Here is a 23517-nt window from a genome sequence, read left to right on the forward strand (position 1 = left end):
TTTAGCATAAATTAGATATAATTAAATACCCCAATGCCGGGGTGGATGCGAGGTGTACAACATGAAAGGACGGGCAGCGGTTCTCATGGTCTTGACGATTATTGCCGTGTACCTTGCTCTTCCCGTAGGGGCATTTGCCCAGGCCAGTTCCCCCGAAGGGGCGGTTTCCTACCCCGAGGGCCTGGTCCACTCGGTCGTGGAGGGGGATACCCTTTGGGACCTCTCCGCGAAACACCTGGATTCCCCGTGGAAGTGGCCGGAGCTCTGGGAACGGAACCGGTTCCTGACCAACCCGCACTATATCTATCCCGGGATCAGGATCGTCATTTTCCCGCCTCCCCCGAAGGAATACGAACTTCCGGCCGCGGAACCTCCCACAGCGATTTCGGCCGCGCCGGCGGAGGCCCCCGCGCCTGCCGAGGCGGAGGTTGCGAAACCGTCGACGCCCCCCGCCGTTCCGAAAGTGCCGACGCTCGACATCCCACCGTCGGAAATGGTCCGGGCAGGCGAGTTTCTGAAAGAGAGGCCGAAAGGGATCGGCAGCATCCGCGCCGCCGAGGAGCCCAAGGTGGCGTTCTCGGAGGGGGACAAGGTATATCTCAAACTGGACAAGAAGATCCCGGCGGGCCAGCTCCTGGGTGTATACCGTGTCCGCGGTCCGATTACGGCCCCGGCCGGCCGGCCGGTTACCGGATACGCAAGGTACCTGGTGGGACTCGTGCAGGTGAAGGGGAGCGAGTCTGGCGAGGTCTTCGGGGTCGTCCGAAAATCTTTTGAAGACCTGAACAGGGAAGACCAGATCCTCGAGGAGATCCCTTCCTACACCCCGGTTCCGCTTTCTCCCGGAGCGGCGGGATTGGAGGCGACCGTCATCTCCGGCCAGGGAGAGAACAAGGAACTCGCCACGGGAAATTTCGTCTTCCTGAACCGGGGATCCGGCGCCGGGATCGCGATGGGCAACGTTTTCCGGCTGATTCAAGGCGGGGGCGATTCGGCCGCGCTTTCCGGATTGGAGCCCGGCATCCGGGTCGATGTCGGCCAGGCGGTCGTCGTCCGCGTGTCGCCCGAATTCTCTACGGCCTACATCGTGAAAAGCTTCCTGTCCTTCCCGGCCGGAGTGACCGCCATCCGGGGGGCGGAAGGGCCCAGGTAGAGGAAACAGGAGCGGGAGCCCGAAATCCCCGGCACGGATTTTGATCGGACAGGTCTCACGAAGGAAGGATTGCGAGACCTGGTCCGAATGACGAGCGAACCCGTACCGATCGATCTCCTGCTGCGGCTCAGCCAGGTGGAAAGGTTTACGGCCCGTCATCTTCACCTCCTGTGCCTGGCGGACCGCACCCCGTCCCTTCCGGGTGCACCGGGGGAGACCCGGCAGGGGATAATCCGGAAAGCCGTCGAAGTCCTGACGTCCAGGGAGGCCGGGGAAAAGGCTTCCCGCACCAGGGAGGCCTGCGGGAGGGCGGGCATTCGCATCCTCCCGCTGGGTTCCGAAGACTACCCGGGGGCGCTGCGCCCCGTCCCGGATGCGCCGCTGGTGCTCTACCTGGCGGGAGATTACGTCCCATGGGAAGATTCCGTCGCAGTCGTCGGAAGTCGCGCCCCCACGCCGCCGGGGAAGGAGTTTGCCGGCGAGCTTGCGTCCGACCTCGCGGCGGCGGGATGGACGGTGGTCAGCGGGATGGCGCGGGGGATCGACGCGGCAGCCCATGACGGGGCGATGCGAGGCGGTGGAAAAACGGTGGCGGTCCTGGGTTGCGGCGTGGACGTCGTGTATCCCCCCGAGGCGGGCCGGCTGCGGGGGCGGATCCTCGAGCAGGGGGCGCTTCTTTCCGAATATCCTCCCGGAAGCCTTCCGCTTCCGCGGCATTTTCCAGCGAGGAACCGCATTATCAGCGGGATCTCGCGGGGCGTCGTCGTCGTGGAAGCTCCTTCCCGCAGCGGCGCCCTGATCACCGCCCGGCTTGCCCTGGACCAGGGAAGGGAGGTAATGGCCGTCCCCGGGAACCCCCTCTTCCCCCACACGGCCGGCAGCAACCGGCTGATCCGGGAAGGCGCGGAACCGGTGACAGGCGCCGAGGACGTGATCGCCGCCCTGGGGTGGACCTGCCGCAGGACGCCGGAGGAGAGCAGGGAACGCCGGATCCTGGAATTCCTCTCGATGCCGCGCCACGTCGGCGAAATTGCGGATGCTCTCGACATCCCCCCGCAGGAGCTGCTTCCCGCCCTCCTGGAAATGGAGTTCAGGAAATTGCTTGAAAGAAGGGCGGGGGACTATTATAAAAAAATGTCCAAACCCTAGGGGGTCGGCCCCCGTTTGCGTTCCGGAGGAAGGATGGTCAAGTCGCTAGTCGTCGTCGAGTCTCCTGCCAAGGCGAAGACGATACAGAAGATTCTCGGGAAGGGGTACCAGGTTCTCTCTTCCATGGGGCACGTCAAGGATCTCCCCAAGAGCCGCCTGGGCGTGGACGTCGAAAACGGGTTTGCCCCCACCTACGTCGTCATCAAGGAACGGAAGAAGGTGCTCGGGGAGATCGTCGAGGCGGCGCGCGCCTCGAAAGCCGTATACCTCGCCCCCGACCCCGACCGCGAAGGGGAGGCGATCGCCTGGCACATTGCCGATGCGATTCAGGCCGACAACGGGAAAAAGAAGAAGGGAAAGGTAAAGGGGAAGGTAAAGGTAAAGGCGAAGGCGGAGCCGAAGCCGCATCCGGAAATCCGCCGCGTTCTCTTCCACGAAATCACCCGGAAAGGGATCACGCAAGGGATGGCGGATCCCCGTCCCCTCGACAGGAGCAAGTTCGATTCCCAGCAGGCCCGGCGCATCCTCGACCGGCTCGTGGGATACACGCTGAGCCCGCTTCTGTGGTCCAAGGTCCGGCGCGGCCTTTCGGCGGGAAGGGTGCAGTCGGTGGCCGTGAAGATCGTGTGTGTCCGGGAGCGGGGAATCGGGTCTTTTGTCCCGGAGGAGTACTGGTCGTTATCCGCCCGCCTGACGGGGAGCGTTCTGCCGTCCTTCCTTGCGAAACTGGTGGAAGCCGGCGGTGAAAAGGTGCGGCTCCGTACGGAGCAGGAGACGCTTGTCCTGCGGAAGGCCGTGGAAAGCGGACCCTTCGTGGTGCGGGAGATCCGGAAAAAACTGCGGCGCCGGTCGGCACCGGCCCCGTTCACCACCTCCAAGCTCCAGCAGGAGGCGGCAAGAGCCCTCCGGATGCCCCCGTACAAGACGATGATGGTGGCCCAGTCCCTTTACGAGGGGGTCGACCTACCGGGGGCCGGCCTCGTCGGTCTCATCACGTACATGCGGACCGACTCCGTGCGCGTGGCGGAAGAGGCTCTTGAAGCCGTGAGGGCCCATATCCGGGCAACCCACGGGGAGGCCTACCTTCCCGAGGCGCCCAACGCCTACCGGAACCGGAAGACCTCCCAGGACGCCCATGAGGCGATCCGGCCCACATCGGTGGAGCTTTCTCCCGGGAAGCTCAAGCCGATCCTGTCCCGGGACCAGTACCGGCTCTACTCCCTCATCTGGAACCGTTTCGTGGCCTCCCAGATGGCGCCGGCGGAATTCGAGCAGACGACGATCGATATCCTCTGCGATCCTTCCGGGGGACCTGCGGAAGGGTACCTGTTCCGCGCCACGGGATCGGTGCCCCGATTCCCGGGATACCTCGAGGTGTACCAGGATGGGGGCAACGGCAACGCACGGCAGAACGGTTCCGGGTCCACCGGGAGGGATGCCTCCGGCGACAAAGGAGGCGAGAACGGGGACGCGGCGGAAGCGAAGGAGGACGGGAACCTCCTTCCTCTCCTTGCGGAAGGGGAACGGCTGGAGCAAAACGAGCTGGTCGGGGCCCAGCACTTCACCCAGCCCCCCCCGCGCTTCTCGGAGAGCTCGCTGATCAAGGAGCTGGAGGAGCAGGGGATCGGACGGCCTTCCACGTACGCGGCGATCGTCAAGACGATCAAGGATCGCGGATATGTCCGGCTCGAAGAGGGAAAGTTTCAGCCGACGGAGCTCGGCCGGGTCGTGACCGGTCTCCTGGAGGAGAGCTTTCCCAAGGTCATGGATGTGGCATTCACCGCGCAGATGGAGGAGGAACTCGACCAGATCGAGGAAGGCGAGCGCGAGTTTTCCCTGGCGCTGGAGGGTTTCTACCAGCCGTTTTCGGAGGAACTCGAGCGCGCCAAGCTCTCGATGCCCAAGGTGAAGGACGAGCTGATCGCCACGGGAATCGCCTGTTCCGCGTGCGGCGGGGAGATGGTCATCCGGTTCGGGCGCGCGGGGAGGTTCCTTGCCTGCCGGAACTACCCGGAATGCCGCAACACCGCCAACTTCCGGGAGACCGCGGAGGGGAAGGTCGAGCTGCTCCCCGACGAGGAGGCGGGAGCCGCGTGCGACAAGTGCGGGAAGCCGATGGTGGTCCGGAAATGGAAGGGGGCCCGATACATCGCCTGCTCGGGGTATCCCGAGTGCCGGAACAGCCGGCCGTACGCCATCGGGATGACGTGCCCGGAGTGCCGGGAAGGAGAGATCGTCGAGCGGACATCCCGGATGGGGAAATTCTTCTACAGCTGCTCCCGCTTTCCCGAATGCCGGTTCGCCTCGTGGAGCCGTCTTCTCCCCGAGACGTGCCCGGCGTGCGGCTACACCGCGATGGCGGAGAAGGTGCGAAAGGGAGGAAAGACCGAAATCGTTTGCGCGCGCAAGGGGTGCAAGGGGAAGAAGCCGGAGGACGCATGGAACGCGGCGGGGTAAACGGTTGAAAGCCTGCATCCTCGTTGTCGATGACGAGCAGAGCCTCCGGCAATTCTTAAAGATCTTCCTGCAAAAGGAAGGATACAGGGTGGACGTGGCCGCCTCCCTTGCGGATGCCGAGAAGGCCATCGGCGAAAACGTCTTCGATCTCGTCCTCACGGACATGCGGATGACTGCGCCGGACGACGGCCTCAAGGTCATCCGCGCGGCGATCCAGAGGACACCTTCCACGCAAGTGATCGTGATGACCGCCTACGCCACGATCGAGGGGGCGGTCGAAGCCATCAAGCAGGGCGCCTACAACTACATCGTCAAGCCGTTCGGCAATCAGGACCTGCGCAACCTCATCCAGGGAGCGCTGGCCACCAAGGATGTTGCCGTGGAGCGGCGAAGGGCCCTTCGAGAGGAGGTCCAGGGGAAGTCCTCCTTCGAGGGGATCGTCGGCCGCAGCGAGGCGATGCTCAAGGTCTACGAGCTGGTCGACCGGGTCGCCCCCACCAACGCCAACGTGATGATCCTGGGGGAGAGCGGAACCGGGAAGGAGCTGATCGCCTCCGCGCTGCACTCCCGGAGCGAACGGAAGGACGCCCCGTTCGTCGCGATCAACTGCGCGGCGATACCCGAAACGCTGATGGAGAGCGAGCTGTTCGGGCACATGCGGGGGGCGTTCACCGGCGCGGTCCAGACGAAGCGGGGGCTTTTCGAGGCCGCTCACCGGGGGACGCTGTTCCTGGACGAAGTAGGCGAGATCCCGTCGAGCATGCAGAGCAAGCTGCTGCGCGCGATCCAGGAGCGGTCGTTCCGGAGGATCGGCGGAAACGAGGACCTCTCCATCGACGTGCGGATCGTGTGCGCCTCCAAGCGGGATCTCGAGGAGGAGATGAAGGCCGGGCGTTTCCGGGACGACCTCTACTTCCGGCTTCACGTCATCCAGATCGTCGTCCCCCCCCTGCGGGAGCGGAGGGAGGACATCCTCCCCCTGGCGATGCACTTCCTCGGAAAATTCGCAAAACAGATGGAGAAGACGATCTCGCGGATCGACGGCGAGGCGATGCGGGCGCTTCTGGCCTACGACTACCCGGGGAACGTGCGGGAGCTGGAAAACATTATGGAGCGGGCGACAATTATAGAGACAAAAGACGTCATATCCGTGGCATCCCTCCCCCCAAATGTGACAAAAATTGACAGTTCCCGCGAGGGGATCGTCCCCCTCTACCCGGAAATTTTCGACGTTGAAGGGACATCCCTGGATGCCCTGGTCGACCGGTTGGAAAAAGAGCTCCTCCTGAAAGCGCTTGAGCGCGCCGGGGGGAACAGGACCGAGGCCGCAAAACTCCTGAATATTTCCTTCCGTTCCATGCGTTACCGCCTCGACAAGCACGGAATCGAGTAAAGGCACGGATTCTGCTAGACTTTTTCCCCGTAAATCGCCGGAATCCCGAAGGGTCGGTAGAATCATGAAGGAAAACAGTGGGTTCACGCTGATCGAGTTGATGCTCGTCGTGGCCGTCGTTGCCCTCCTGGCGGCGATCGCGATCCCCAATTACCTGAAATTCGTCGGCAAGACCCGCCGTGCCGAGGTGAAATACAACCTTGAGGCAATCTTCAAGGCCGAGGTCTCATGGTGCGGCGAAAGGAACGTTTTCAATAGTGATTTCAATTCGATACGCTGGAAACCCGTTGGCGCGATTTATTACTATACCTTCTCGCTGGGGGCGGGGACCGAAGGCTTGTCCGTCGCCGCGAATCCGATGCCGGCCGCCGCGGTTCCGTTCGCAAATGACAACGCGTTCGCCGCCTACGGGTGGGGCAATATCGATTCCGACGCAACGGTCGACGTCTGGCACATCGACGAACGGAATAACCTGGTTAACGACGTCGACGACCTCGCTTCGTGAGTGTGGCACGAGAGTTGCTTTTGTTGAGGTTAGAAAAATTATAACCCGCAAGGGAAAGGAGAAAACCATGTTGAAAGGAAAAAAGGGATTCACCCTGATCGAGCTGATGATCGTCGTCGCGATCATCGGTATCCTCGCGGCTATCGCCATCCCGAACTTCCTCAAGTTCCAGGCGAAGTCGAAACAGTCGGAGGCCAAGACGAACCTCGGTGCGATCTTTACCGGAGAGCTGGCCTACTTCGGCGAGCAAAACATGTACGGCAATTTCCCACAGATCAATTGGTCGCCCTCGGGCACTCCCAGGTATCACTTTTCGGTGGGCACCTGGGTTCTCGCCGGAGACAACGTGAATGTGGGAGCCGCGACCGCGGGATACACGGAAGCTTCGTGGGCCGCAAACCTGAACAACGCAATGGACAACGGGGTGCTGATCAGTGGGACGCCAACTATAGGATATACAGTTACGTCTCCCTTCACCTTCACCGCCGGCGCCAGCGGGAAAATCAGTAACAGCGCGACAATGGATGGCTGGTATATCAACGAGAAGCGGATCCTTGTCTGGTCGGCTGACGGAACCTAATCGGAACACAGGAACGAATCCCCGGGTATGGGGAAACAGGGGGCGCTTCGGCGCCCCTTGGTGTTTTTCCGGGACGATCTTGCGAATCGCGGGAAGCCACTGTATCGTATCCCCGGGGCGGACGCCGCAGGGCGATTCCGCGAAAAGGACCGGGTGAGGATCGATGACAGGGCATGCCCGGGACACGGAGGGAGAGGTTTCTGAAGGATTGAGCGTGTCCACTAGGGGAGTGTGGGGCGGGGCGGCCGTTCTCGCCCTCCTGGTTTCCATGGGTTTCTCCTGGAGGTTGCTTCTGGAGCGTCCTTTGTCGGAGACCGGCAGGGAGGGGCGGGAGAGGCCGGGCCTGCTCGCGGCGGTCAGCAAACGACCGTCCTTCTCCTTCGGGTTCCAAAATTTTCTGGCCGACGTTGTCTGGCTGGAGGCGGTCCAGGTGTCGGGGAACCTGAAGATGACCCCGGCGGATTACGACCGGCTTTATCAACTTCTGAACGTCGTGGCGAACTTCGACCCGAAATTCGAAATTCCCTATCTCCTGGGCGGACTGGTCCTGGGGGAATCGCCGCTCCACGCGGGAGAGGCGTTGCGGGTTTTCGATCGCGGAAAGACGCACCACCCTGCCGACTGGCGTTTTCCCTTCTACATGGGGTTCACCCACTACTTTTCCGTTGGCGACCCGGAAAAGGCGGGAGCGGCAATGGCGGAGGCGGCGCGGTTGCCCGGGAGCCCGGCCTACCTGCCGGGACTCGCGTCCCGGATGCTGTCGGAGGCGAGGAAACCGGAGACTGCGATGGCCCTGCTGGAGACGATCGCCCGGCAGGAGAACGACCCCGCGCGGCGGTCGGTGCTGGAGCGAAGGATCCGGGAAGTCGCCGTCGAGCGGGATCTTCAGATCCTGGAGAGCGCCGTGGAACGATATCGCCGGAAGACGGGAACCGTACCGGAAAATCTGGCCGATCTCGTCCGGGAGGGAATCCTCGCGGCGGTCCCTGCGGAACCCAACGGCGGAAGATACCTGCTGGAGAGGGGAGGAAAGGTGCGCAGCGACCGGGTTGCGCAGCGGTTGCGGGTGTTTCGGACGCGATGAAGGGCGATCGCCGGATCCTCGCCATCGAGGGGCTCACGAAGTCCTACCCGACGGGCTTCTGGAGAAAGCCCGTCCGTGTGCTGTCGGACCTCTCCTGCGAAGTCCACGAGAACGAGATCGTGGGATTCCTGGGTCCCAACGGCGCCGGGAAGACCACCACGTTCAAGATCCTGAACCGGCTGGCCTTCCCGGACGCGGGGAAAGTGACCCTGTTCGGGGAGGACATCCAGGGTAGGAAAGAGTTCCGCCGCCGCATCGGCTTCATGCCGGAGCAGCCCTACTTCTACGAGTACCTCACGGGCGGAGAGTTCCTGCACCTGTGCGGGCAGCTGTGCGGGATGCCGCGCGGGGAGACGGAGTCCCGCTCTTCGGAGCTCCTCTCCCGGGTCGGGCTTTCGGGGGCCCGGGAAACCGCAATCCGGAAATACTCGAAGGGGATGATGCAGCGGCTGGGGCTGGCCCAGGCGCTGCTGCACGACCCGGAACTCGTGATCCTCGACGAGCCGATGTCCGGGCTGGACCCCATGGGCAGGATGGAAGTGCGCGGCCTCATCCGGGAGCTCAAGGCGGCGGGAAAAACCGTGTTCTTCAGCTCCCACATCCTTTCCGACGTGGAGGCGCTTTGCGACCGGGTCATCATGCTGCACAAGGGGAGGAAGGTGGCGGAGGGCCGGGTGGAGGAACTGATCGGGGCGGAGACTCTCTACATCGAGCTGGTCGTCTCGCCGGCCCTGGCAAAGGACCGTCTCGCGGCGGCGGGGATTCCCCCGGACGCCGGGTACGCGCAGGGGGATCTTCTCGTGCTGCGGGCGCCCGGCAGCGAGAAGGCCAACCTTTGGATGGGGAGCCTCCTCCGGGAGGGATGCGCGGTGCTCTCCTGCGTCCCCGTGAAGAAGGGACTCGAGGAGATTTTCCTGGAGCGGGTGGGGGATGCCGACGCGGAAGGGAAAGAGGCCTGACGTGGTCCGCAGGGTCCTCTCCATCGCCGCCAACACCTTCCGGGAGACGATCCGGAACAAGATCCTCTACGCGATCCTGGCCTTCGCTCTCTTCGTCATCGGCACGACCTTCTTCCTCGCCGACCTCTCCATCGGAGATTTCACCCGGATCATCGCCGACATGGGGCTGGCCAGCATCCACGTGTTCGGTGTCATCATGGCGGTCTTCCTCGGGATCACGCTGGTCAGCAACGAGGTGGACCGCAAGACCATCTACCTCATCCTCTCCAAGCCGGTGCGGCGCTTCGAGTTCATCTTGGGCAAGACGCTCGGCCTGAACTTCACGCTGGCCCTCACGACGCTTGCGATGGCGACGGTCCTGTTCCTCGTGCACCTGGCGTACCGGTACGGGGGGAGGGTGGAGCCCGGCATCTTCGTCGCCTCCGCGGGGATCTTCATGGAGCTGGTTCTGCTGACGTGCCTGGCCACTCTCTTTTCAACCTTCACCACCCCGGTCCTGAGCGCCATTTTCACCATCTCCCTGTTCCTCGTCGGGCACGTGACGAACTACCTCTATGTCCTGGGGGACCGGTCGCATGCGGCGGCGGTGCGGTGGGGCAGCCGGGCCCTGTTCTACCTCCTGCCGAACCTGGAGAATTTCAACTGGAAGAACGAGGTCGTCTACGGCGGGGCGCGATCGTTCGCCGTTCCGGGACTCGCCGCCGGCTACCTCGTCCTTTACAGCGCCGGGGTGCTCATCCTGGCGTGCCTTCTCTTTTCCCGCAAGGACTTCAAGTGATGTCGGGAAGCGGGATTCCCGGCGGGGCCACCCTACTCGCCGGGGCATTCCTTTTCGGGGCATGCATGGGCAGCTTCTTCAACGTGCTCATCCATCGCCTTCCCCGGGGTGAGTCGATCGTGCGCCCCGGTTCGCGCTGCCCTTCCTGCGGACGGCCCATCCCCCCGTGGGAGAACATCCCCCTCCTGAGTTTTTTCTTTCTTGGGGGAAGGTGCAACGGGTGCGGCGGCAGGATCTCGCTGCGGTATCCGGGTGTGGAGGCGTTGACCGGGGCCGGGTATGCGATCTTCACCGGGTTGGACGGTGTCGGGATTCCTCTCCTCCGGGACCTGGTTTTTTTTTCCTTCCTGGTCCCGATCACCTCCATCGACATCGATCACCGGATCATTCCCGATGAACTGTCCATCGTGGGTCTGGCGGCCGGGCTTCTTCTCTCGTTCCTCCCGGGGGGAGACTGGAAGGGGAGCCTCATTGGCGCCGTCTTGGGGGGAGGAGTGCTCTACGGGACTGCAGCCGCCTACGAAAAGATCACGGGGAGGGAGGGGATGGGGGGGGGCGACGTCAAGCTGATCGCCATGATCGGCGCCTTCCTCGGCTGGAAAGGCGCGCTGCTCACCATCTTCTGGGGATCGATCCTGGGGGTCGCGGGAGGCCTGTTCGCCATGCGGAAAGGCAAGGAAGGGTTGAAGACCGCGATTCCCTTCGGGCCCTATCTCTGCGCCGCCGCGTTGATCGCCCGCTTCCTCGGGGAGGCCTTCTGGAGCTTTTCTACATGAAAAAGGATATCTCGGTTCGTGCCGGAGTCGTCATCCAGCTGACGTTGATCGCCGTAGCCTCCCTTTCCCTCCTGGCGGTTTTTGCCCTGAAAGCCATCGGAATAAGTATGGAACGACGCCAGGCAGAGGCGGCCGTCTCGGTGGCATACGCCGTCCGCAGCGCGGTGGAGAGGGGAGAGGATCCACGCTCCTTCCCCTACATCCAGGGCGTGACGCTGCTCCCCGAGGCCCCCTCCGCGGATCAGCCGCTGGTGGAGCCCGCGGGGGAAAAATCGGGCGGCGTCCTGTCCTTCCATCCGGCCGTCGATGTGACGCTGCCGCTTTCCGGGAGCGTGGAAGGATCCAAGGGGATCCGGGTCCGGTTTTTCTCTCCCGGGATCGAGAAGGAAGCCCGGCATCTTGTCCAGGTGGCCGGCATTCTGGTGGGGACGGACGTCATCGTCATGGTCCTGTTCGGAGCTTTCCTGATGGACCGGTCGGTTGCACGCCCCATCCGGCGCCTGGCGGCCGTCTCCGAAAAAATCGCGGAGGGAGACTATCTCCTGCGGGCGGACGAGTCTCCCGGAAACGAGCTGGGACAGCTCGGCGCTTCGTTCAACCGGATGGTCGCCGCGATGCTATCGGCCCAGGAGAAGGTGCGGCAGGCCGAGCAGGATACGTTCCGGTCGGAAAAGCTTGCCACCGTCGGGCGCCTGGCTGCAGGAGTTGCGCACGAGGTGGGGAACCCGCTGATGGCCATCCGCGGGTACGCGGAGTACCTCCGGAAAACGGCTTCCTCCCGCGCGGAGCAGGACGAGTGCCTGGACAAGATCGTGGAGGAGACCCGGAAGATCGAGAACATCGTTCGCGGGCTGTTGTCCGTGGCGGCGCCGGCGGGCAGGGAGGGGGAAGACGCCGATGTCAACGCCGTCGTCCGCGAAACCGTGGAGCTGCTCTCCTTCCGGAGGATGTTCCGCGAGATCGAAGTTCTCGTCGAGTACGGGGAGGCAGGAAGAGCCCGCCTCGCGGGAGGCCGGCTCCAGCAGGTGCTGCTGAACCTGTTGATCAATTCCGTGGATGCCATGGAAACCAGCGGGTCGATCCGTGTCCGAACCTGCCTGGCGGATCCCTGGGTCCCGCCGCCGGCGCGGTTTGTCCGGAGGCGGGCGTCCGATCCGCCGTGGGTGGACGTCGTCCCGCTCCGTGGAGGAAAAGGAAAGATCCCGACGAGGGGGGTGGCGATTTCCATTTCGGACACGGGCCGCGGGATCCGGCCGGAGGACCTGAAGAACATCTTCGACCCCTTCTTCACAACCAAGGAGCCCGGGAAGGGGACCGGTCTCGGTCTGTCGGTTTCCCGGGCCATCGTGGAGGGAGCTGGCGGAGAGATCCTGGCCGAAAGCGAGGAGGGGAAGGGATCGATCTTCACGGTGATCCTTCCCGCCTGCCGGGAGATTCCGCAGGTCGACGCAGGGGAGGAGGGGCCGAATGGCTGAACGGATCCTGGTGGTCGATGACGAGGCAGGCATGCGCGACGTGCTCGGGAAGATCCTTTCCGCGGAAGGGTACATCGTGGCGCAGGCCGGGAACGGCAGGGAAGCGCTCAAGGCGCTCGATAAGGGTCGGTACGACTTCATCCTGTGCGACATCCGGATGCCGGAGATGGGCGGGCTCGATCTGCTCCGGGAGATGACGGCGCGGAAGATCCCGGGGACCGTCATCATGATGTCGGCCTTCGGCACGGTGGAGACCGCCGTCGAGGCGATGAAGCTGGGGGCGTACGACTACATCTCCAAACCGTTCATGAGCGACGAGATCCTGCTGACCCTCCGGAAAGGCCAGGAGCGCGAAACCCTCAGGAAGGAGAACGAGTACCTCCGCAGCGAGGTCGAGAAGGCGTTCCGGCCCGAGGACCTCCTGTTCGCGAGCCCCGCCATGGAAGGGGTCGTCCGGATGGTGGAAAAGGTGAAGGATTACGATTCGACGGTCCTGGTCACCGGTGAGAGCGGCACGGGCAAGGAGCTGGTGGCCCGCATGCTCCATTACGGAGGGCGGCGCAAGGGGAAGCCGTTCGTCGCCATCAACTGCGGTGCGATCCCCGAAACCCTGCTGGAGAGCGAGCTGTTCGGATACAAGAAGGGGGCGTTCACGGAGGCGAAGTCGGACCGGGCCGGGCTGCTCGAGGAGGCGGGAGGAGGCACGTTGTTTCTGGACGAGATCGGGGAACTTCCGGTTCTGGTGCAGACGAAGCTGCTCCGCTTCCTTCAGGAAGGGGAATTTCGCCGGCTGGGGGACACCGAGACCCGGCGCGTCATCGTCCGGATCGTCGCCGCCACGGCGAGGGAGCTGGAGGAGGAGGTGGCGGGCGGAAGGTTCCGCGAGGACCTGTTTTACCGGTTGAACGTCATCCGGATCCACGTGCCTCCCCTCCGGGATCGGCGGGAGGACATTCCCTTGCTTTCCCAGCATTTTCTGGACGGTTTCTGCAGGAAATTCCGGAAACCGGAGATGCGCCTGCCGCCTTCCGCGCAGGAGGTCCTCATGGCGCACGACTGGCGGGGGAACGTCCGGGAGCTGGAAAACTTGATCGAACGTTGCGTCCTCCTCGGGGAAGGGCGGGAGATATCCCGGGAAGAACTGCTTTCCGCATGGAAGCGGGGCACGGCGGGAGACGAGGGGAGAGGGGGGAGGGATGCCCCCCGGCTTCTGGTCCGGATCCCCGTTTCCCCGGACCGGCCGGACCTCAAGGAAGCCGTGAGGGAGGTGGAAAAGCAGATGATCCGGATCGCCTTGGAGCGGACCGGCGGGAGCCGGCCGAAGGCGGCGGAACTGCTCGGAATCAGTCATCCCGCACTCCTGTACAAGGCGAAAGCGTACGGCCTGAATTGATGATAATTTAGTATAATTATGTACCTTTAATGTTCAGTTAAAAATAGCTTGACATAAATTTATGGGACGGTATGATTTGCTCCAGGTACAGTATTGCGGGTGATATTACTTGGTGTTTCGGGTGGGGGATTCTGTGGTAATGACGAAGGAGCGGAAGACGACGAAGATTAAAGTCGAAGGCAATAATGTCCGAAAGATCCGGGAAGGGCTCTTGATGAGCAAAGCGGAACTGGCGCGGCGGGCGGGGCTGTCGGTCCTGACCATCGACCGCGTGGAGAAGGGGATGACGTGCCGGATGGACACGAAACGGAAAATCATCCTTTCTCTCGGGCTTCAACTTTCCGATCGGGACAAGGTGTTCCTCAAAGACGACTAAAAAGGCCGGGTGCGGCGATGGGACTCTTCGGATCGAAAGAGCTGATCGGCCTCGACATCGGGTCCAGTTCGATCAAGCTCGCGTATGTCAAGACATCGGGGGGCGAGTACGGCGTCAAGAAGTTCGGGGTCTTCCCCCTTCCGCCGGACGCCATCGTGGACGGGGCCATCATGGACCATGCCTCGGTGATCGATGGAATCAAGACGGCCCTCCGGGAGCTGAAAGTCCGGGAAAAGGAGGTGGCCACCTCCCTCTCCGGCCATTCGGTGATCATCAAGAAGGTCGTCCTCCCCACGACGACTCCGGAGGAGCTGGAAGAGTCGATCCAGTGGGAGGTCGAGCAGTACATCCCCTTCGACATCAAGGACGTGAAGATCGATTTCCAGGTGATCGGACCGCTCAAGGAAGATCCCGCAAAGATGGACGTCCTCCTGGTGGCGGTGAAGACCGACCTGGTGAACGACTACATCTCCGTCGTCAAGGATGCCGGCCTCTCGCCGGCGATCGTCGACATCGATTCCATCGCGGCGGGGAACGCCTTCGAGTTTTGCCATCCCGTTTCCGACGAGCAGGTTCCCATGGTGATCAACGTGGGGGCCTCCTTCATGAACGTCAATATCCTCCACACCGGGGTGCCGCTCTTCACCCGCGACGTGCCGATGGGAGGGGGGATGTACACCTCGGAGATCCAGAAGCAGCTTGCCGTCAGCTTCGAAACGGCGGAATCGCTCAAGGTGGGCGCGAAGGACGCCGGCGACCGCGCCGAGAAGCTCACCGAGGTCATGAAGACCGTTTCCAGCATTCTCGCCACGGAGGCCCAGCGCTCCTACAATTTCTTCTCGGCCACGTACCCGGACCGGCTCGTCACGAAGGTGTACCTCACTGGAGGCGCCGCAAAATCCATGTTCCTGAAGGAAATGATGGGAGAGAAGATTGGCGTCGAGGTGGAGCTCTTCAACCCCTTCGAGGGTCTTTCGGTGGATGAACACGCGGTGGACCCGACGGTGGTTTCCCAATACACCACGGCCGCGACGGTTGCCATCGGTCTCGCGCTGCGGAACCTGGAGGACCGCCGATGATCCGGATTAACCTGATCCGCGGCAAGAGAAAGAAGCGCAAGGAGCTGAACCTCAATTTTCTCTTTCTTCTCATCCCCCTGTTGGTCCTCGCGGTGGTGTTTGCGTATCACCGGATGCTCTCCAACCGGATCGAGACGCTCCAGTCGAACATCCAGAAGGCTACCACCGAAATCGCGCGGTTGAAAAAAGAGATCGGAGAAGTCGAGAAGTTCAAGCTGCGGAAGGCGGAGCTGCAGCAAAAAGTGGACATCATCTCGAACCTTCAGAACGGTCGGACGCTCCCCGTGAAGGTGTTCGAGGGAATTTCGGCCTCCATCCCCGATAAGTGCTGGATCGATCAGCTGGCCGTCAGGAGCGACAGGATCTCCCTCTCCGGGGTGGCCTTGAACAACCATACCATCGCCAATTTCATGACCGCGCTGGGCCAGAGCGGGCGCTTCCAGAGAGTGGAACTGGGATCGGCGGAGCAGACGACGGTGATGGGCGTCAAGCTGATGAAGTTCAACTTGACGTTCCAGACAATCCCCGACGGACGGGGCGCGTGAGCGAGGTGACGGGATGGCGCTGAAACTGGGAGATCTGGGCCGGGTCCCGCCGAAACAGAAGGCCTTCCTGGTGGTGCTGATGTGCCTCCTGGTGGTCGTCGGATATTACTATCTTTATTACAACGCAACCGCGGTGCAGATTGCCAGTCTGGAGAAGAAGCTTGGGGAACTGGAGCATGAGATCAAGACGCAGGCCGCGATCGCCCAGAACCTGCCCGCCTTCAAGGCGGAGGTCCGCCGGCTGGAGGAGCAGCTGAACCTCCTGCTCGAGCAGCTTCCCGATTCCGCGGAAATCCCCAGCCTGTTGAAGAACATCACGGAGCTGGGGAAGGAGTCCGGCCTGGAATTCCTGAAATTCGCCCCCGGGGCGGAGGGCCGGAAGGATTTCTACGCGCAGATTCCGGTTTCGATCGCCGTCAACGGGGATTATCACAGTTTCGTTCTCTTCGCCGACAAGGTCAGCCAACTCCCGCGCATCGTGAACCTCTCGGACATCGCGTTTTCCAACCCGAAGGCGGGAGGCGAAAACCGCATGCAGGTCAACGTCAGCTGCACCGCAACCACGTACCGGTTCCTGGAGCAAACGAAACAGGAAGCCGCCGGGGCCGAAAAAGGAAAGTCGAAATGACGCGGACGATCGAGCGGTACTTGCTGATCCTGCTCCTGGCGATTGCCCCGCTGGCGGGAGGGATCGCCGGCTGCTCGAAGGTGGAGCCCCCTCCCCAGCCGGTGGTGAAGAAAGTCGTACCGAAGGAACAGGCCAAAACCGCGGAAGGCATGAAACCGGGGGATGCCCAGGCGGCAAAGCCGTCGGCAACGGTTTTCTACAACCCGGCGGGGAAACGGGATCCCTTTGTTCCCTTCCTGAAGGTCGAGCAGAAATCGGTCGGCGTCGGGATCGACGGCGTTCCTCCCCTGCAGCGTTACGATCTCGGAGAGCTGAAGTTCGTCGGGGTGATCTGGGGGCCGAAGGGGGCCTACGCCCTCGTCGAGGACGCAGAGGGGAAGGGGTACACGGTGACCGTGGGGACGAAGATCGGGCGCGGTGGGGGCACCGTCACGCGTGTAACGGACGGTGAAATCCTCGTGAAGGAAGACTTCAATGACTACACGGGCGGGAAGGTCGTGCGGGAAAGTTCCATGAAGCTACAGAATGCGGGAGGAAAATGACGATGAACCTGTTCCGGGGGATGCGGGCACACAAGCGATACCCGGCCTGGCCGGCCGCCCTGCTCCTGCTGGTGATAGCGGCGGCGGCCCCGTCCTTGCTTCCGGCCGCCGAAAAGGAGGCACCGGTCATCCCCGGCGGGAGCGTCAAGGAGGTGACCGTCTCCAAGACGCCGTACTACACCAATATAGAAGCCAGCGTCGAGGGGAAGATCGAGAGTTACAATTCCTTCAAGCTCAACGACCCGTTCCGCATCGTCGTCGACGTGTGGGGGGTATCGCAGGGCGCGGTTGCGTCGGAGTTTCCCGTCAACACGCCCCAGGTGAAGACGGTGAAGCTGTCGCAGCAGGAAAACAAGCTCCGGATCCTGGTGGAAACCCCGGAGGACCGCCCGCTGCCGTTCCTCGTGACCGCGGAGGGTGGGAAGCTCGTGCTTTCCGTTGGAGGCGGGCAGGAAGAGAAAGTGACCAGCATGGACCGCGTTGAGGAGGGGAGGCCTGCCGCGAAGGGAGCGGCCGTCGTGGGGATCGACCTGGAGGATCTGCCCGACGTCTCCAACGTGGTGATTACGACCTCCGGCGGGGTGGTGAATCCCCAGGTCGAGAAGAAGACGGGAAGCGTTGCGCTGGTTTTCCCAGGGGCCTCGGCGGAGAAGGGGCTGCTGAGGGCGATCGACGCCCGGAAACTCGGCATCCCGGTGACCCGGATCGCTCCTGCGGCGGGCAAGAAAGGCGTAACCGTTGCCGTGGCGTTCGCGGCGGGTTCGCAATACACGATCGAAAATCGCGGGGATGCCGTCGTGGTCTCCTTCCCGAAGAAGGTGTCCGGTGAGGCGCAAGGCCAGGTAGTGGCCAAGATAACGGAGGCGAAGGCAGCTCCGGCGGCCGAGCCGGCGAGCGGCGAGAAGTTGAACGGCCCGTCCGGAAGCGCACAGCAGCTGGGGTTCCTGATGGGCAGCTCGGAGACCCAGCGGAAATATATCGGGCAGAGAATCTCCCTGGACTTCAAGGATGCGGATCTCCAGAATATTTTCCGCATCCTTGCGGAGGTGAGCAATCTCAACATCATCACCTCGGACGACGTCAAGGGGAAGGTCACCCTGCGACTGATCAACGTCCCCTGGGACCAGGCGCTGGATCTCGTCCTGCAGGCGAAGTCGCTCGGAGCCAAGCAGGAAGGCAACGTAATCCGGATCGCCCCCCTCGCCTCGTTGCGGTCGGAGGAGAGAGCCCGGCTGGACTCACAGAAAGAGGTGGAAAAGCTCAAGGCATCGCTGGAAGCGGTGACGGTAACCCTGCCTGTAAGCTATACCAAGGCCTCGGACCTTCAGTCGAAAATCAAGGACCTGCTGTCCGAGGGCGGAAAGGTCCAGATCGACGAACGGACCAACACGATCGTGATCCGGGACCTTCACCGGAATGTCGAGGAAGCCAGGGCGCTGATCGCCAAGCTCGATACCGCAACCCCGCAAGTCCTGATCGAGGCCAGGATCGTCGAAGTCGACACGTCGTTCTCCCGGGAACTGGGTGTGCAGTGGGGAGGGTCGTATAGCGGCACTTCCGGCAGATCGAAGCTCGGGGTTTCCGGGATCCAGGATTCCAGCGGTGCATCCCTGCCGGGGAATCCGGTGGCCAACACGGGCCTGGTACCGTTCACGTCCACGTCGCCTGTCCCCAACTTTGCCGTGAACCTTCCGGCCAAGGTCGGGCTGGGCGCCGGCGGAGGGATCAGTTTCGGCATCCTCAGGGATAACCTGCGGCTGGACCTGTCGCTATCGGCGTTGGAGGCGTCCAACAAGGGGAGGGTGATCTCCTCCCCCAAGGTGATCACCATCGACAACAAGGAAGCCACGATCGAGCAGGGGACCCAGATCCCCTACTCCACGGTTTCGGCCTCCGGCACGAACACCCAGTTCATCGACGCCACCCTGAGCCTGAAGGTGACGCCTCACATCACGCCCGACGGAGGCGTGATCATGAAACTGGAGGCGAAGAACGACTCGCAGGGCGACGTCGGGGCGTCCGGCCAGCCCGCGATCAACAAGAAGAAAGCCACCACGGAAGTGCTGGTCCGGGACGGCGAAACCGCAGTCATCGGCGGGATCCTCCAGATCAGCCGCAAGGAAACCGAGTCGGGCATCCCCTGGCTTTCCAAGATACCGATCCTGGGATATTTGTTCCGCAGCGACGCAAGCCAGTCGACCAACAGGGAGCTGCTGATCTTCATCACTCCGAAGATCCTGAGACAGGAGGCCGCGCAGGCCAAGGCATCCTGAACCGTTCATAACCGGATTTCCACCGGAGCACCTGGTCGCAGGGGACCGGGTGCTCCTTATTTTTGGAGGAGGGCGACCCCATCGGAAGGCTGAATTTCCATACCGCGGGCGAGACCCACGGGCCGGCGCTTCTGGTCATCGTGGAAGGGCTTCCCGCCGGCGTGAGCGTGTGCGCGGAGGACGTCAACAGGGAACTCGCGCGGCGCCAGTTGGGATACGGGCGCGGGGACCGGATGAAGATCGAGAGGGACGAGGCGGAGATCCTGTCCGGCGTGCGGTTCGGAAAAACGCTGGGGGGGCCCGTCGCCCTGCTGATCCGAAACCGGGACTGGGTGAACTGGCGGGAAAAAATGGCTCAGGAGGGGACGGGGGCAGGGGTTCCGCCGCTGACGACCACCCGGCCGGGGCACGCCGATCTCGCGGGCGTACTGAAATACGGACACAGGGACGTCCGCAACGTGCTGGAGCGGGCAAGCGCGAGGGAGACCGCGGCACGCGTTGCGGCGGCCGCTCTGGCGCGCCTTTTCCTGCGCGACGTGGGAATCGCCGTTGCGGGACACGTTCTCTCCATCGGGAAGGTCTGCGTCCCCGTGGATGTCGAGGGGAGCTGGGAATGCGCGGTTCGGGCCGAAAAGAGCGGACTTCGGATGGGCGATCCCTTTGCCTCGGCGCGCGCGGTGCGGCTGATCGACCGGGCAAGGAAGGCGGGGACCTCCGCCGGAGGGATCGTGGAGGCGATCGCGAAGGGGGTTCCTCCGGGGTTGGGATCGTTCGTTTCCTGGGACCGCAGGCTGGACGCCCGCCTGGCTTATGCCGTGATGAGCATCCCGGCGATCAAGGGGGTGGAAATCGGGGGGGGGATTGCGCTCTCCGCCCTTCCGGGCAACCGGGTCCACGACGAAATATTTCCCGGAAGAAGGCGCGGCAACCCCCTGCTGGGAAAGGTCTGCCTCCCGTTCCACCGGAGAACGAACCGGGCGGGAGGCGTGGAGGGGGGGATGAGCGACGGGGAGCTCGTCCTCGTGCGCGCCGCGATGAAGCCCATTCCGACACAGTCCCGGCCCTTGCGCACGGTTGCCATCGGGACCTGGAAGAAGGCGGTGGCTCATCGCGAGCGCAGCGACGTCTGCGCGGTTCCGGCGTGCTCGGTCGTTCTGGAGGCGATGGTGGGGATCGTCCTCGCGGACGCCTTCCTGGAGAAATTCAGTGGCGATTCGATGCGGGAAATCCAATATAATTATGTCCATTACCTGCGCAGCATCGGCGCCCGATGAAATGGGACGGCAAGCGTTTGCGACAGGCAGTGCTCGTGGGATTCATGGGGGCGGGAAAGAGTTCCGTCGGGAAGATCCTGGCGGAACGTCTCGGGGCGGAATTCGTCGACGTGGACGCGCGGATCGAGGAGACCGCCGGTAAGGGCATAGGGGAGATCTTCACTTCTTGCGGAGAGGGGAGGTTCCGCGAAATGGAGAGGGCGGCGATCCGGAATGCGGTATCCGCGCCGGGGCGTGTGGTGGCGGCCGGAGGGGGGGCTTTCGTCGATGAAGCGAACCGGCAGGCGCTCAAGGCGTACGCTCCGGTCGTTTTTCTCGACGTCTCCGTCGAATCGGTCTTGGAACGGCTCTCGGGGGACCGCTCCCGACCGTTGTTCCCCGTGGAGAAGGAAGCGGAGAAATTGCGGGAATTGATGGAAAGGCGCCGACCGGCGTACCAGGAGGCCGATTTCACCGTGTCAACGGACGGCCGCACCGTCCCGGAAATCGCGGATCGCATCCTTGCCCTGCTCGCACGGCGCCCCGTTCCGCGACGGGAAGGAGGGCGCGGATGACCTCCGACATGCTCACCGTCCCACTGGGCGAGCGGACGTACGACATCTTTTTCGGGGAAGACATCTATTCCCTGTTCCAGGAATGGATTTGCCGCTTCTTCCCGGACGGCTCGGTGTTCGTGATCACGGACCGGAACGTCGCCTCGATCTACGGGGAGGACATCCGCCGGTGGCTTACCGGGATCCCCCATTACGTCCACATGATCGAGCCGGGGGAGGAGTCGAAAGACTGGGAAACGGTGCGCGGGATCTACGCCTTTCTCGCGCGAGGGAAAGCGGACCGCGATGCATTGGTGGTTGCCTTCGGCGGCGGGGTGGTCGGGGACCTCGCCGGCTTCGCCGCCGCAACCTACCTGCGGGGCCTCCCCTACATTCAGATTCCGACCACGCTGATCTCCCAGGTGGACAGCAGCGTGGGGGGCAAGACCGGGTTCAACCTCCCGGAAGGGAAGAACCTCGTGGGGGCGTTCCATCAGCCGCGGGCGGTTTTCATCGACCACAACTTTCTCCGAACGCTGGACGACCGGAATCTGCGCGCCGGGATGGCCGAAGTGGTCAAGTGCGGTCTCGCGGGCGACGCGGTCCTCTGGAAGACGCTCTGCTCCAATGGCGCGGGGTGGAAGTCGGTGTCCGGGCGGGAGTGGCACGACGTTATCCGGCGGTCCGTTGCTTTCAAGGCGTCGATCGTGGCGAAGGACGAAAGGGAATCGTCCATCCGCCGCATCCTGAACCTGGGTCACACCATCGGGCACGCCCTGGAGCAGTCCTCCGGCTACGGCGCCCTTCTCCACGGGGAAGCGGTGGCGATGGGGCTCGCCTGGGAGGTGATGTTTTCCCGACGGCTGGGAATTACCCCTCCGGAAGTGGAGGAGCGTCTCTTTTCCCTGTTGCGGGAAATGGGGTTTGCCCTCGACGATCCCGGTCTCGCGCTTTCCTCGATCGCCTCGGCAGTCGGGTTGGACAAGAAACGGGTCGCGTCGGACGTGGACCTCCCGATGGTGACCGCTCCCGGCGCCTGTGCCCTGAAGCGGGTGCCTCTTGCGCTCCTGCGGAAGGAGCTGCCAGCGATTCGCGCCGAGATTCTGCGAAGGAGCCGCGAGGCGGGCATCGATCCGGCAGAGGGAAGGGAACTCCAGGAGCGGATCGAGCGAGGCAGCCACGAGGAGGCGGTAGCGATCCTCGAAAGGCGGGTGGAGTCCAATCCGAGCGATCTCAGGGCCATGGTGCTCCTTTCGGATGCCTATCGCCGCTCCGGGAAGCATACCGCCGCGTGGGAAATGATCAAGGAGGTCCTCCAGCAGTCCCCAGCGGATGCAGGGGTGCAACGCGTGGCCCGCGAAATCGAAGAGGAACTCCGCCGGTCCCCTCCCCGGGAAGTCGTTGCGCCTCCCGAACCGCTGGAGGATGTGATCCTCCTCCCGGAAGGGGCCTTCGAGATCCGTCCGGCCGACCTTTTGCCGGGCACTCCGGAGAGCCCCGTTCCCGTCGCGGGTGTCCCGCCGCCTGGCCCGCCGATACGAACGATCACGATGGCCAACGTCTACTGGGAGCAGGGAGAGAAGGAAACGGCCCTGCGGATCGTCGACGAGATCCTGATGCGCGACCCGGGGGATCACCGGGCACTGGAATGGAAGAAAGCGCACGAGGAGGAAAGGAGGGCCGTCGCGGCCCTCGCAGCTTTCCTCGACACGATCGCAAAGGAGTATGGATATGACCTTTCGAAACCTCATTGAAGGATTGCACCAGAAGGATGCCTCCGTTCACGGAGGTGCGCTGGCGGGGGTTGACGGGCTGGTCGTCGAGGAGTGGCAGATCTCCCCGGAAGGCCGCGATCTTGCCGCCCTATGCGCCGAAATGGCGCAGTTTTTCAAGGAGTCCGGCCGGATCGCAGGAGAATACGGTCTCGGCCCCGCCTCGGAGTTGCTCCTGGCCGGCGAGCAAGGGATCGTCCTGGTGCGCAAGGTGACGGAGGACTACATCCTCCTGCTGGTCGCGGACCCGGGGGCCGTCCCCGGGAAGTGCCGCTTCTACCTTCGCCTCGGGGCGCGGCGCGCAAAGGAGATGCTGTGAAGCGACAGGTCCGTCCCCGCATCCTGTTCATCGACGGCCCGAACCTCAACGTTCTGGGAAAGCGGGAGCCGGAGGTCTACGGGAAAAGGACCCTCGACGAGATCCGGCGCGAGGTTGCCCGGGCCGCCCGCCGGGAAAGGGCCGCCGTGGAGTTCTTCCAGTCGAACCACGAGGGGGAGATCATCGGCAGGCTTCAGGAAGTTCGGGGGAGTTTCGACGGCCTGGTGATCAATCCTGGCGGGTATACGCACACCAGCGTCGCGATCCGCGACGCCCTGGTCTACGCGGGAGTGCCCGCCGTCGAGCTCCATCTGAGCAACCCGGGGAAGCGCGAGCCGTTCCGTCGGACCTCCCTCATCGAGGACGTTGCCATGGGCCGGATCGCCGGCTTTGGAGGATACGGATACGTCCTCGCCCTTTCGGCTCTGGTAAACCATTTACGGGAAGCGGGCGGACTTGCCGGCAGGTGATCCT

At 63.4% G+C, this 23517-nt stretch carries 22 protein-coding genes and 1 pseudogene; all 23 read left to right on the forward strand.

Features of this window, described 5'->3' with window-relative positions; translation table 11 throughout:
* Positions 1–61: 61 nt before the first annotated feature.
* On the forward strand, positions 62–1153 hold the full coding sequence (locus tag A2Z13_09515; GenBank protein ID OGP80858.1) for a hypothetical protein: 1092 nt from the start codon (positions 62–64) through the stop codon (positions 1151–1153).
* An 87-nt stretch (positions 1154–1240) separates the two neighbouring features.
* Positions 1241–2302 carry a DNA protecting protein DprA gene (locus tag A2Z13_09520; GenBank protein ID OGP80859.1) on the forward strand — a complete coding sequence of 354 codons (1062 nt, stop codon included), beginning with the start codon at positions 1241–1243 and terminating at the stop codon, positions 2300–2302.
* Positions 2303–2335: 33 nt separating this feature from the next.
* The gene (locus tag A2Z13_09525; protein ID OGP80860.1) at positions 2336–4759 is read left to right on the forward strand and encodes a DNA topoisomerase I; all 2424 of its coding nucleotides are present in this window, start codon (positions 2336–2338) and stop codon (positions 4757–4759) included.
* Positions 4760–4763: 4 nt separating this feature from the next.
* Entirely contained in the window at positions 4764–6152 is a 1389-nt protein-coding gene (locus A2Z13_09530; protein ID OGP80861.1) for a hypothetical protein, read from the forward strand.
* A gap of 64 nt (positions 6153–6216) precedes the next feature.
* Positions 6217–6657 (forward strand): hypothetical protein, encoded by a 441-nt coding sequence (locus A2Z13_09535; protein ID OGP80862.1) that lies wholly within the window; start codon positions 6217–6219, stop codon positions 6655–6657.
* A 67-nt stretch (positions 6658–6724) separates the two neighbouring features.
* Positions 6725–6946: pseudogene (locus tag A2Z13_09540) on the forward strand (hypothetical protein).
* 520 nt (positions 6947–7466) lie between these two features.
* Positions 7467–8321: a hypothetical protein gene (locus A2Z13_09545; GenBank protein OGP80863.1), complete on the forward strand. Its 855-nt coding sequence runs from the start codon at positions 7467–7469 to the stop codon at positions 8319–8321.
* Positions 8318–9280 carry a hypothetical protein gene (locus tag A2Z13_09550; protein OGP80864.1) on the forward strand — a complete coding sequence of 321 codons (963 nt, stop codon included), beginning with the start codon at positions 8318–8320 and terminating at the stop codon, positions 9278–9280. The genes A2Z13_09545 and A2Z13_09550 overlap by 4 nt, the downstream gene beginning before the upstream one ends.
* Positions 9252–10058, forward strand: a complete 807-nt coding sequence (locus A2Z13_09555) for a hypothetical protein (GenBank protein OGP80865.1) — start codon at positions 9252–9254, stop codon at positions 10056–10058. The genes A2Z13_09550 and A2Z13_09555 overlap by 29 nt, the downstream gene beginning before the upstream one ends.
* A complete protein-coding gene (locus A2Z13_09560) occupies positions 10058–10834 on the forward strand; it encodes a hypothetical protein (protein ID OGP80866.1) in 777 nt (258 codons plus the stop codon). The genes A2Z13_09555 and A2Z13_09560 overlap by 1 nt, the downstream gene beginning before the upstream one ends.
* Positions 10831–12309: a hypothetical protein gene (locus A2Z13_09565; GenBank protein OGP80867.1), complete on the forward strand. Its 1479-nt coding sequence runs from the start codon at positions 10831–10833 to the stop codon at positions 12307–12309. The genes A2Z13_09560 and A2Z13_09565 overlap by 4 nt, the downstream gene beginning before the upstream one ends.
* The gene (locus A2Z13_09570; GenBank protein ID OGP80868.1) at positions 12302–13702 is read left to right on the forward strand and encodes a histidine kinase; all 1401 of its coding nucleotides are present in this window, start codon (positions 12302–12304) and stop codon (positions 13700–13702) included. The genes A2Z13_09565 and A2Z13_09570 overlap by 8 nt, the downstream gene beginning before the upstream one ends.
* A 139-nt stretch (positions 13703–13841) precedes the next feature.
* The gene (locus A2Z13_09575; GenBank protein ID OGP80869.1) at positions 13842–14078 is read left to right on the forward strand and encodes a transcriptional regulator; all 237 of its coding nucleotides are present in this window, start codon (positions 13842–13844) and stop codon (positions 14076–14078) included.
* A gap of 17 nt (positions 14079–14095) precedes the next feature.
* Positions 14096–15157 carry a hypothetical protein gene (locus A2Z13_09580; protein ID OGP80870.1) on the forward strand — a complete coding sequence of 354 codons (1062 nt, stop codon included), beginning with the start codon at positions 14096–14098 and terminating at the stop codon, positions 15155–15157.
* Positions 15154–15702, forward strand: coding sequence for a hypothetical protein (locus A2Z13_09585; protein ID OGP80871.1), 549 nt, complete (start codon positions 15154–15156; stop codon positions 15700–15702). The genes A2Z13_09580 and A2Z13_09585 overlap by 4 nt, the downstream gene beginning before the upstream one ends.
* Before the next feature lie 13 nt (positions 15703–15715).
* On the forward strand, positions 15716–16330 hold the full coding sequence (locus A2Z13_09590; protein OGP80872.1) for a hypothetical protein: 615 nt from the start codon (positions 15716–15718) through the stop codon (positions 16328–16330).
* Entirely contained in the window at positions 16327–16872 is a 546-nt protein-coding gene (locus A2Z13_09595; protein ID OGP80873.1) for a hypothetical protein, read from the forward strand. Before A2Z13_09590 ends, A2Z13_09595 begins: the two co-directional genes overlap by 4 nt.
* Positions 16873–16874: 2 nt before the next feature.
* A complete protein-coding gene (locus A2Z13_09600; GenBank protein OGP80874.1) occupies positions 16875–19145 on the forward strand; it encodes a hypothetical protein in 2271 nt (756 codons plus the stop codon).
* A gap of 89 nt (positions 19146–19234) precedes the next feature.
* On the forward strand, positions 19235–20419 hold the full coding sequence (locus tag A2Z13_09605) for a chorismate synthase (GenBank protein ID OGP80935.1): 1185 nt from the start codon (positions 19235–19237) through the stop codon (positions 20417–20419).
* Complete coding sequence (locus tag A2Z13_09610; GenBank protein ID OGP80875.1) at positions 20416–20973, forward strand: hypothetical protein; 558 nt, start codon at positions 20416–20418, stop codon at positions 20971–20973. Before A2Z13_09605 ends, A2Z13_09610 begins: the two co-directional genes overlap by 4 nt.
* The gene (locus tag A2Z13_09615) at positions 20970–22706 is read left to right on the forward strand and encodes a 3-dehydroquinate synthase (protein OGP80876.1); all 1737 of its coding nucleotides are present in this window, start codon (positions 20970–20972) and stop codon (positions 22704–22706) included. The genes A2Z13_09610 and A2Z13_09615 overlap by 4 nt, the downstream gene beginning before the upstream one ends.
* A 4-nt stretch (positions 22707–22710) precedes the next feature.
* Entirely contained in the window at positions 22711–23043 is a 333-nt protein-coding gene (locus A2Z13_09620; GenBank protein OGP80877.1) for a hypothetical protein, read from the forward strand.
* Between the two features lie 20 nt (positions 23044–23063).
* Entirely contained in the window at positions 23064–23513 is a 450-nt protein-coding gene (locus tag A2Z13_09625; GenBank protein ID OGP80936.1) for a type II 3-dehydroquinate dehydratase, read from the forward strand.
* Positions 23514–23517 lie beyond the last annotated feature (4 nt).

The organism is Deltaproteobacteria bacterium RBG_16_64_85 (genome assembly GCA_001798885.1).
GTDB lineage: Bacteria > Desulfobacterota > Deferrimicrobia > Deferrimicrobiales > Deferrimicrobiaceae > FEB-35.

What these genes read in the sequence shown, in the direction of transcription:
- A2Z13_09515 (OGP80858.1), top strand. Translation starts at nt 62, where the DNA reads ATGAAAGGACGGGCAGCGGTTCTCATGGTCTTGACGATTATTGCCGTG.
- A2Z13_09520 (OGP80859.1), top strand. Translation starts at nt 1,241, where the DNA reads ATGACGAGCGAACCCGTACCGATCGATCTCCTGCTGCGGCTCAGCCAG.
- A2Z13_09525 (OGP80860.1), top strand. Translation starts at nt 2,336, where the DNA reads ATGGTCAAGTCGCTAGTCGTCGTCGAGTCTCCTGCCAAGGCGAAGACG.
- A2Z13_09535 (OGP80862.1), top strand. Translation starts at nt 6,217, where the DNA reads ATGAAGGAAAACAGTGGGTTCACGCTGATCGAGTTGATGCTCGTCGTG.
- A2Z13_09550 (OGP80864.1), top strand. Translation starts at nt 8,318, where the DNA reads ATGAAGGGCGATCGCCGGATCCTCGCCATCGAGGGGCTCACGAAGTCC.
- A2Z13_09555 (OGP80865.1), top strand. Translation starts at nt 9,252, where the DNA reads ATGCCGACGCGGAAGGGAAAGAGGCCTGACGTGGTCCGCAGGGTCCTC.
- A2Z13_09560 (OGP80866.1), top strand. Translation starts at nt 10,058, where the DNA reads ATGTCGGGAAGCGGGATTCCCGGCGGGGCCACCCTACTCGCCGGGGCA.
- A2Z13_09565 (OGP80867.1), top strand. Translation starts at nt 10,831, where the DNA reads ATGAAAAAGGATATCTCGGTTCGTGCCGGAGTCGTCATCCAGCTGACG.
- A2Z13_09570 (OGP80868.1), top strand. Translation starts at nt 12,302, where the DNA reads ATGGCTGAACGGATCCTGGTGGTCGATGACGAGGCAGGCATGCGCGAC.
- A2Z13_09575 (OGP80869.1), top strand. Translation starts at nt 13,842, where the DNA reads ATGACGAAGGAGCGGAAGACGACGAAGATTAAAGTCGAAGGCAATAAT.
- A2Z13_09580 (OGP80870.1), top strand. Translation starts at nt 14,096, where the DNA reads ATGGGACTCTTCGGATCGAAAGAGCTGATCGGCCTCGACATCGGGTCC.
- A2Z13_09585 (OGP80871.1), top strand. Translation starts at nt 15,154, where the DNA reads ATGATCCGGATTAACCTGATCCGCGGCAAGAGAAAGAAGCGCAAGGAG.
- A2Z13_09590 (OGP80872.1), top strand. Translation starts at nt 15,716, where the DNA reads ATGGCGCTGAAACTGGGAGATCTGGGCCGGGTCCCGCCGAAACAGAAG.
- A2Z13_09595 (OGP80873.1), top strand. Translation starts at nt 16,327, where the DNA reads ATGACGCGGACGATCGAGCGGTACTTGCTGATCCTGCTCCTGGCGATT.
- A2Z13_09600 (OGP80874.1), top strand. Translation starts at nt 16,875, where the DNA reads ATGAACCTGTTCCGGGGGATGCGGGCACACAAGCGATACCCGGCCTGG.
- A2Z13_09610 (OGP80875.1), top strand. Translation starts at nt 20,416, where the DNA reads ATGAAATGGGACGGCAAGCGTTTGCGACAGGCAGTGCTCGTGGGATTC.
- A2Z13_09615 (OGP80876.1), top strand. Translation starts at nt 20,970, where the DNA reads ATGACCTCCGACATGCTCACCGTCCCACTGGGCGAGCGGACGTACGAC.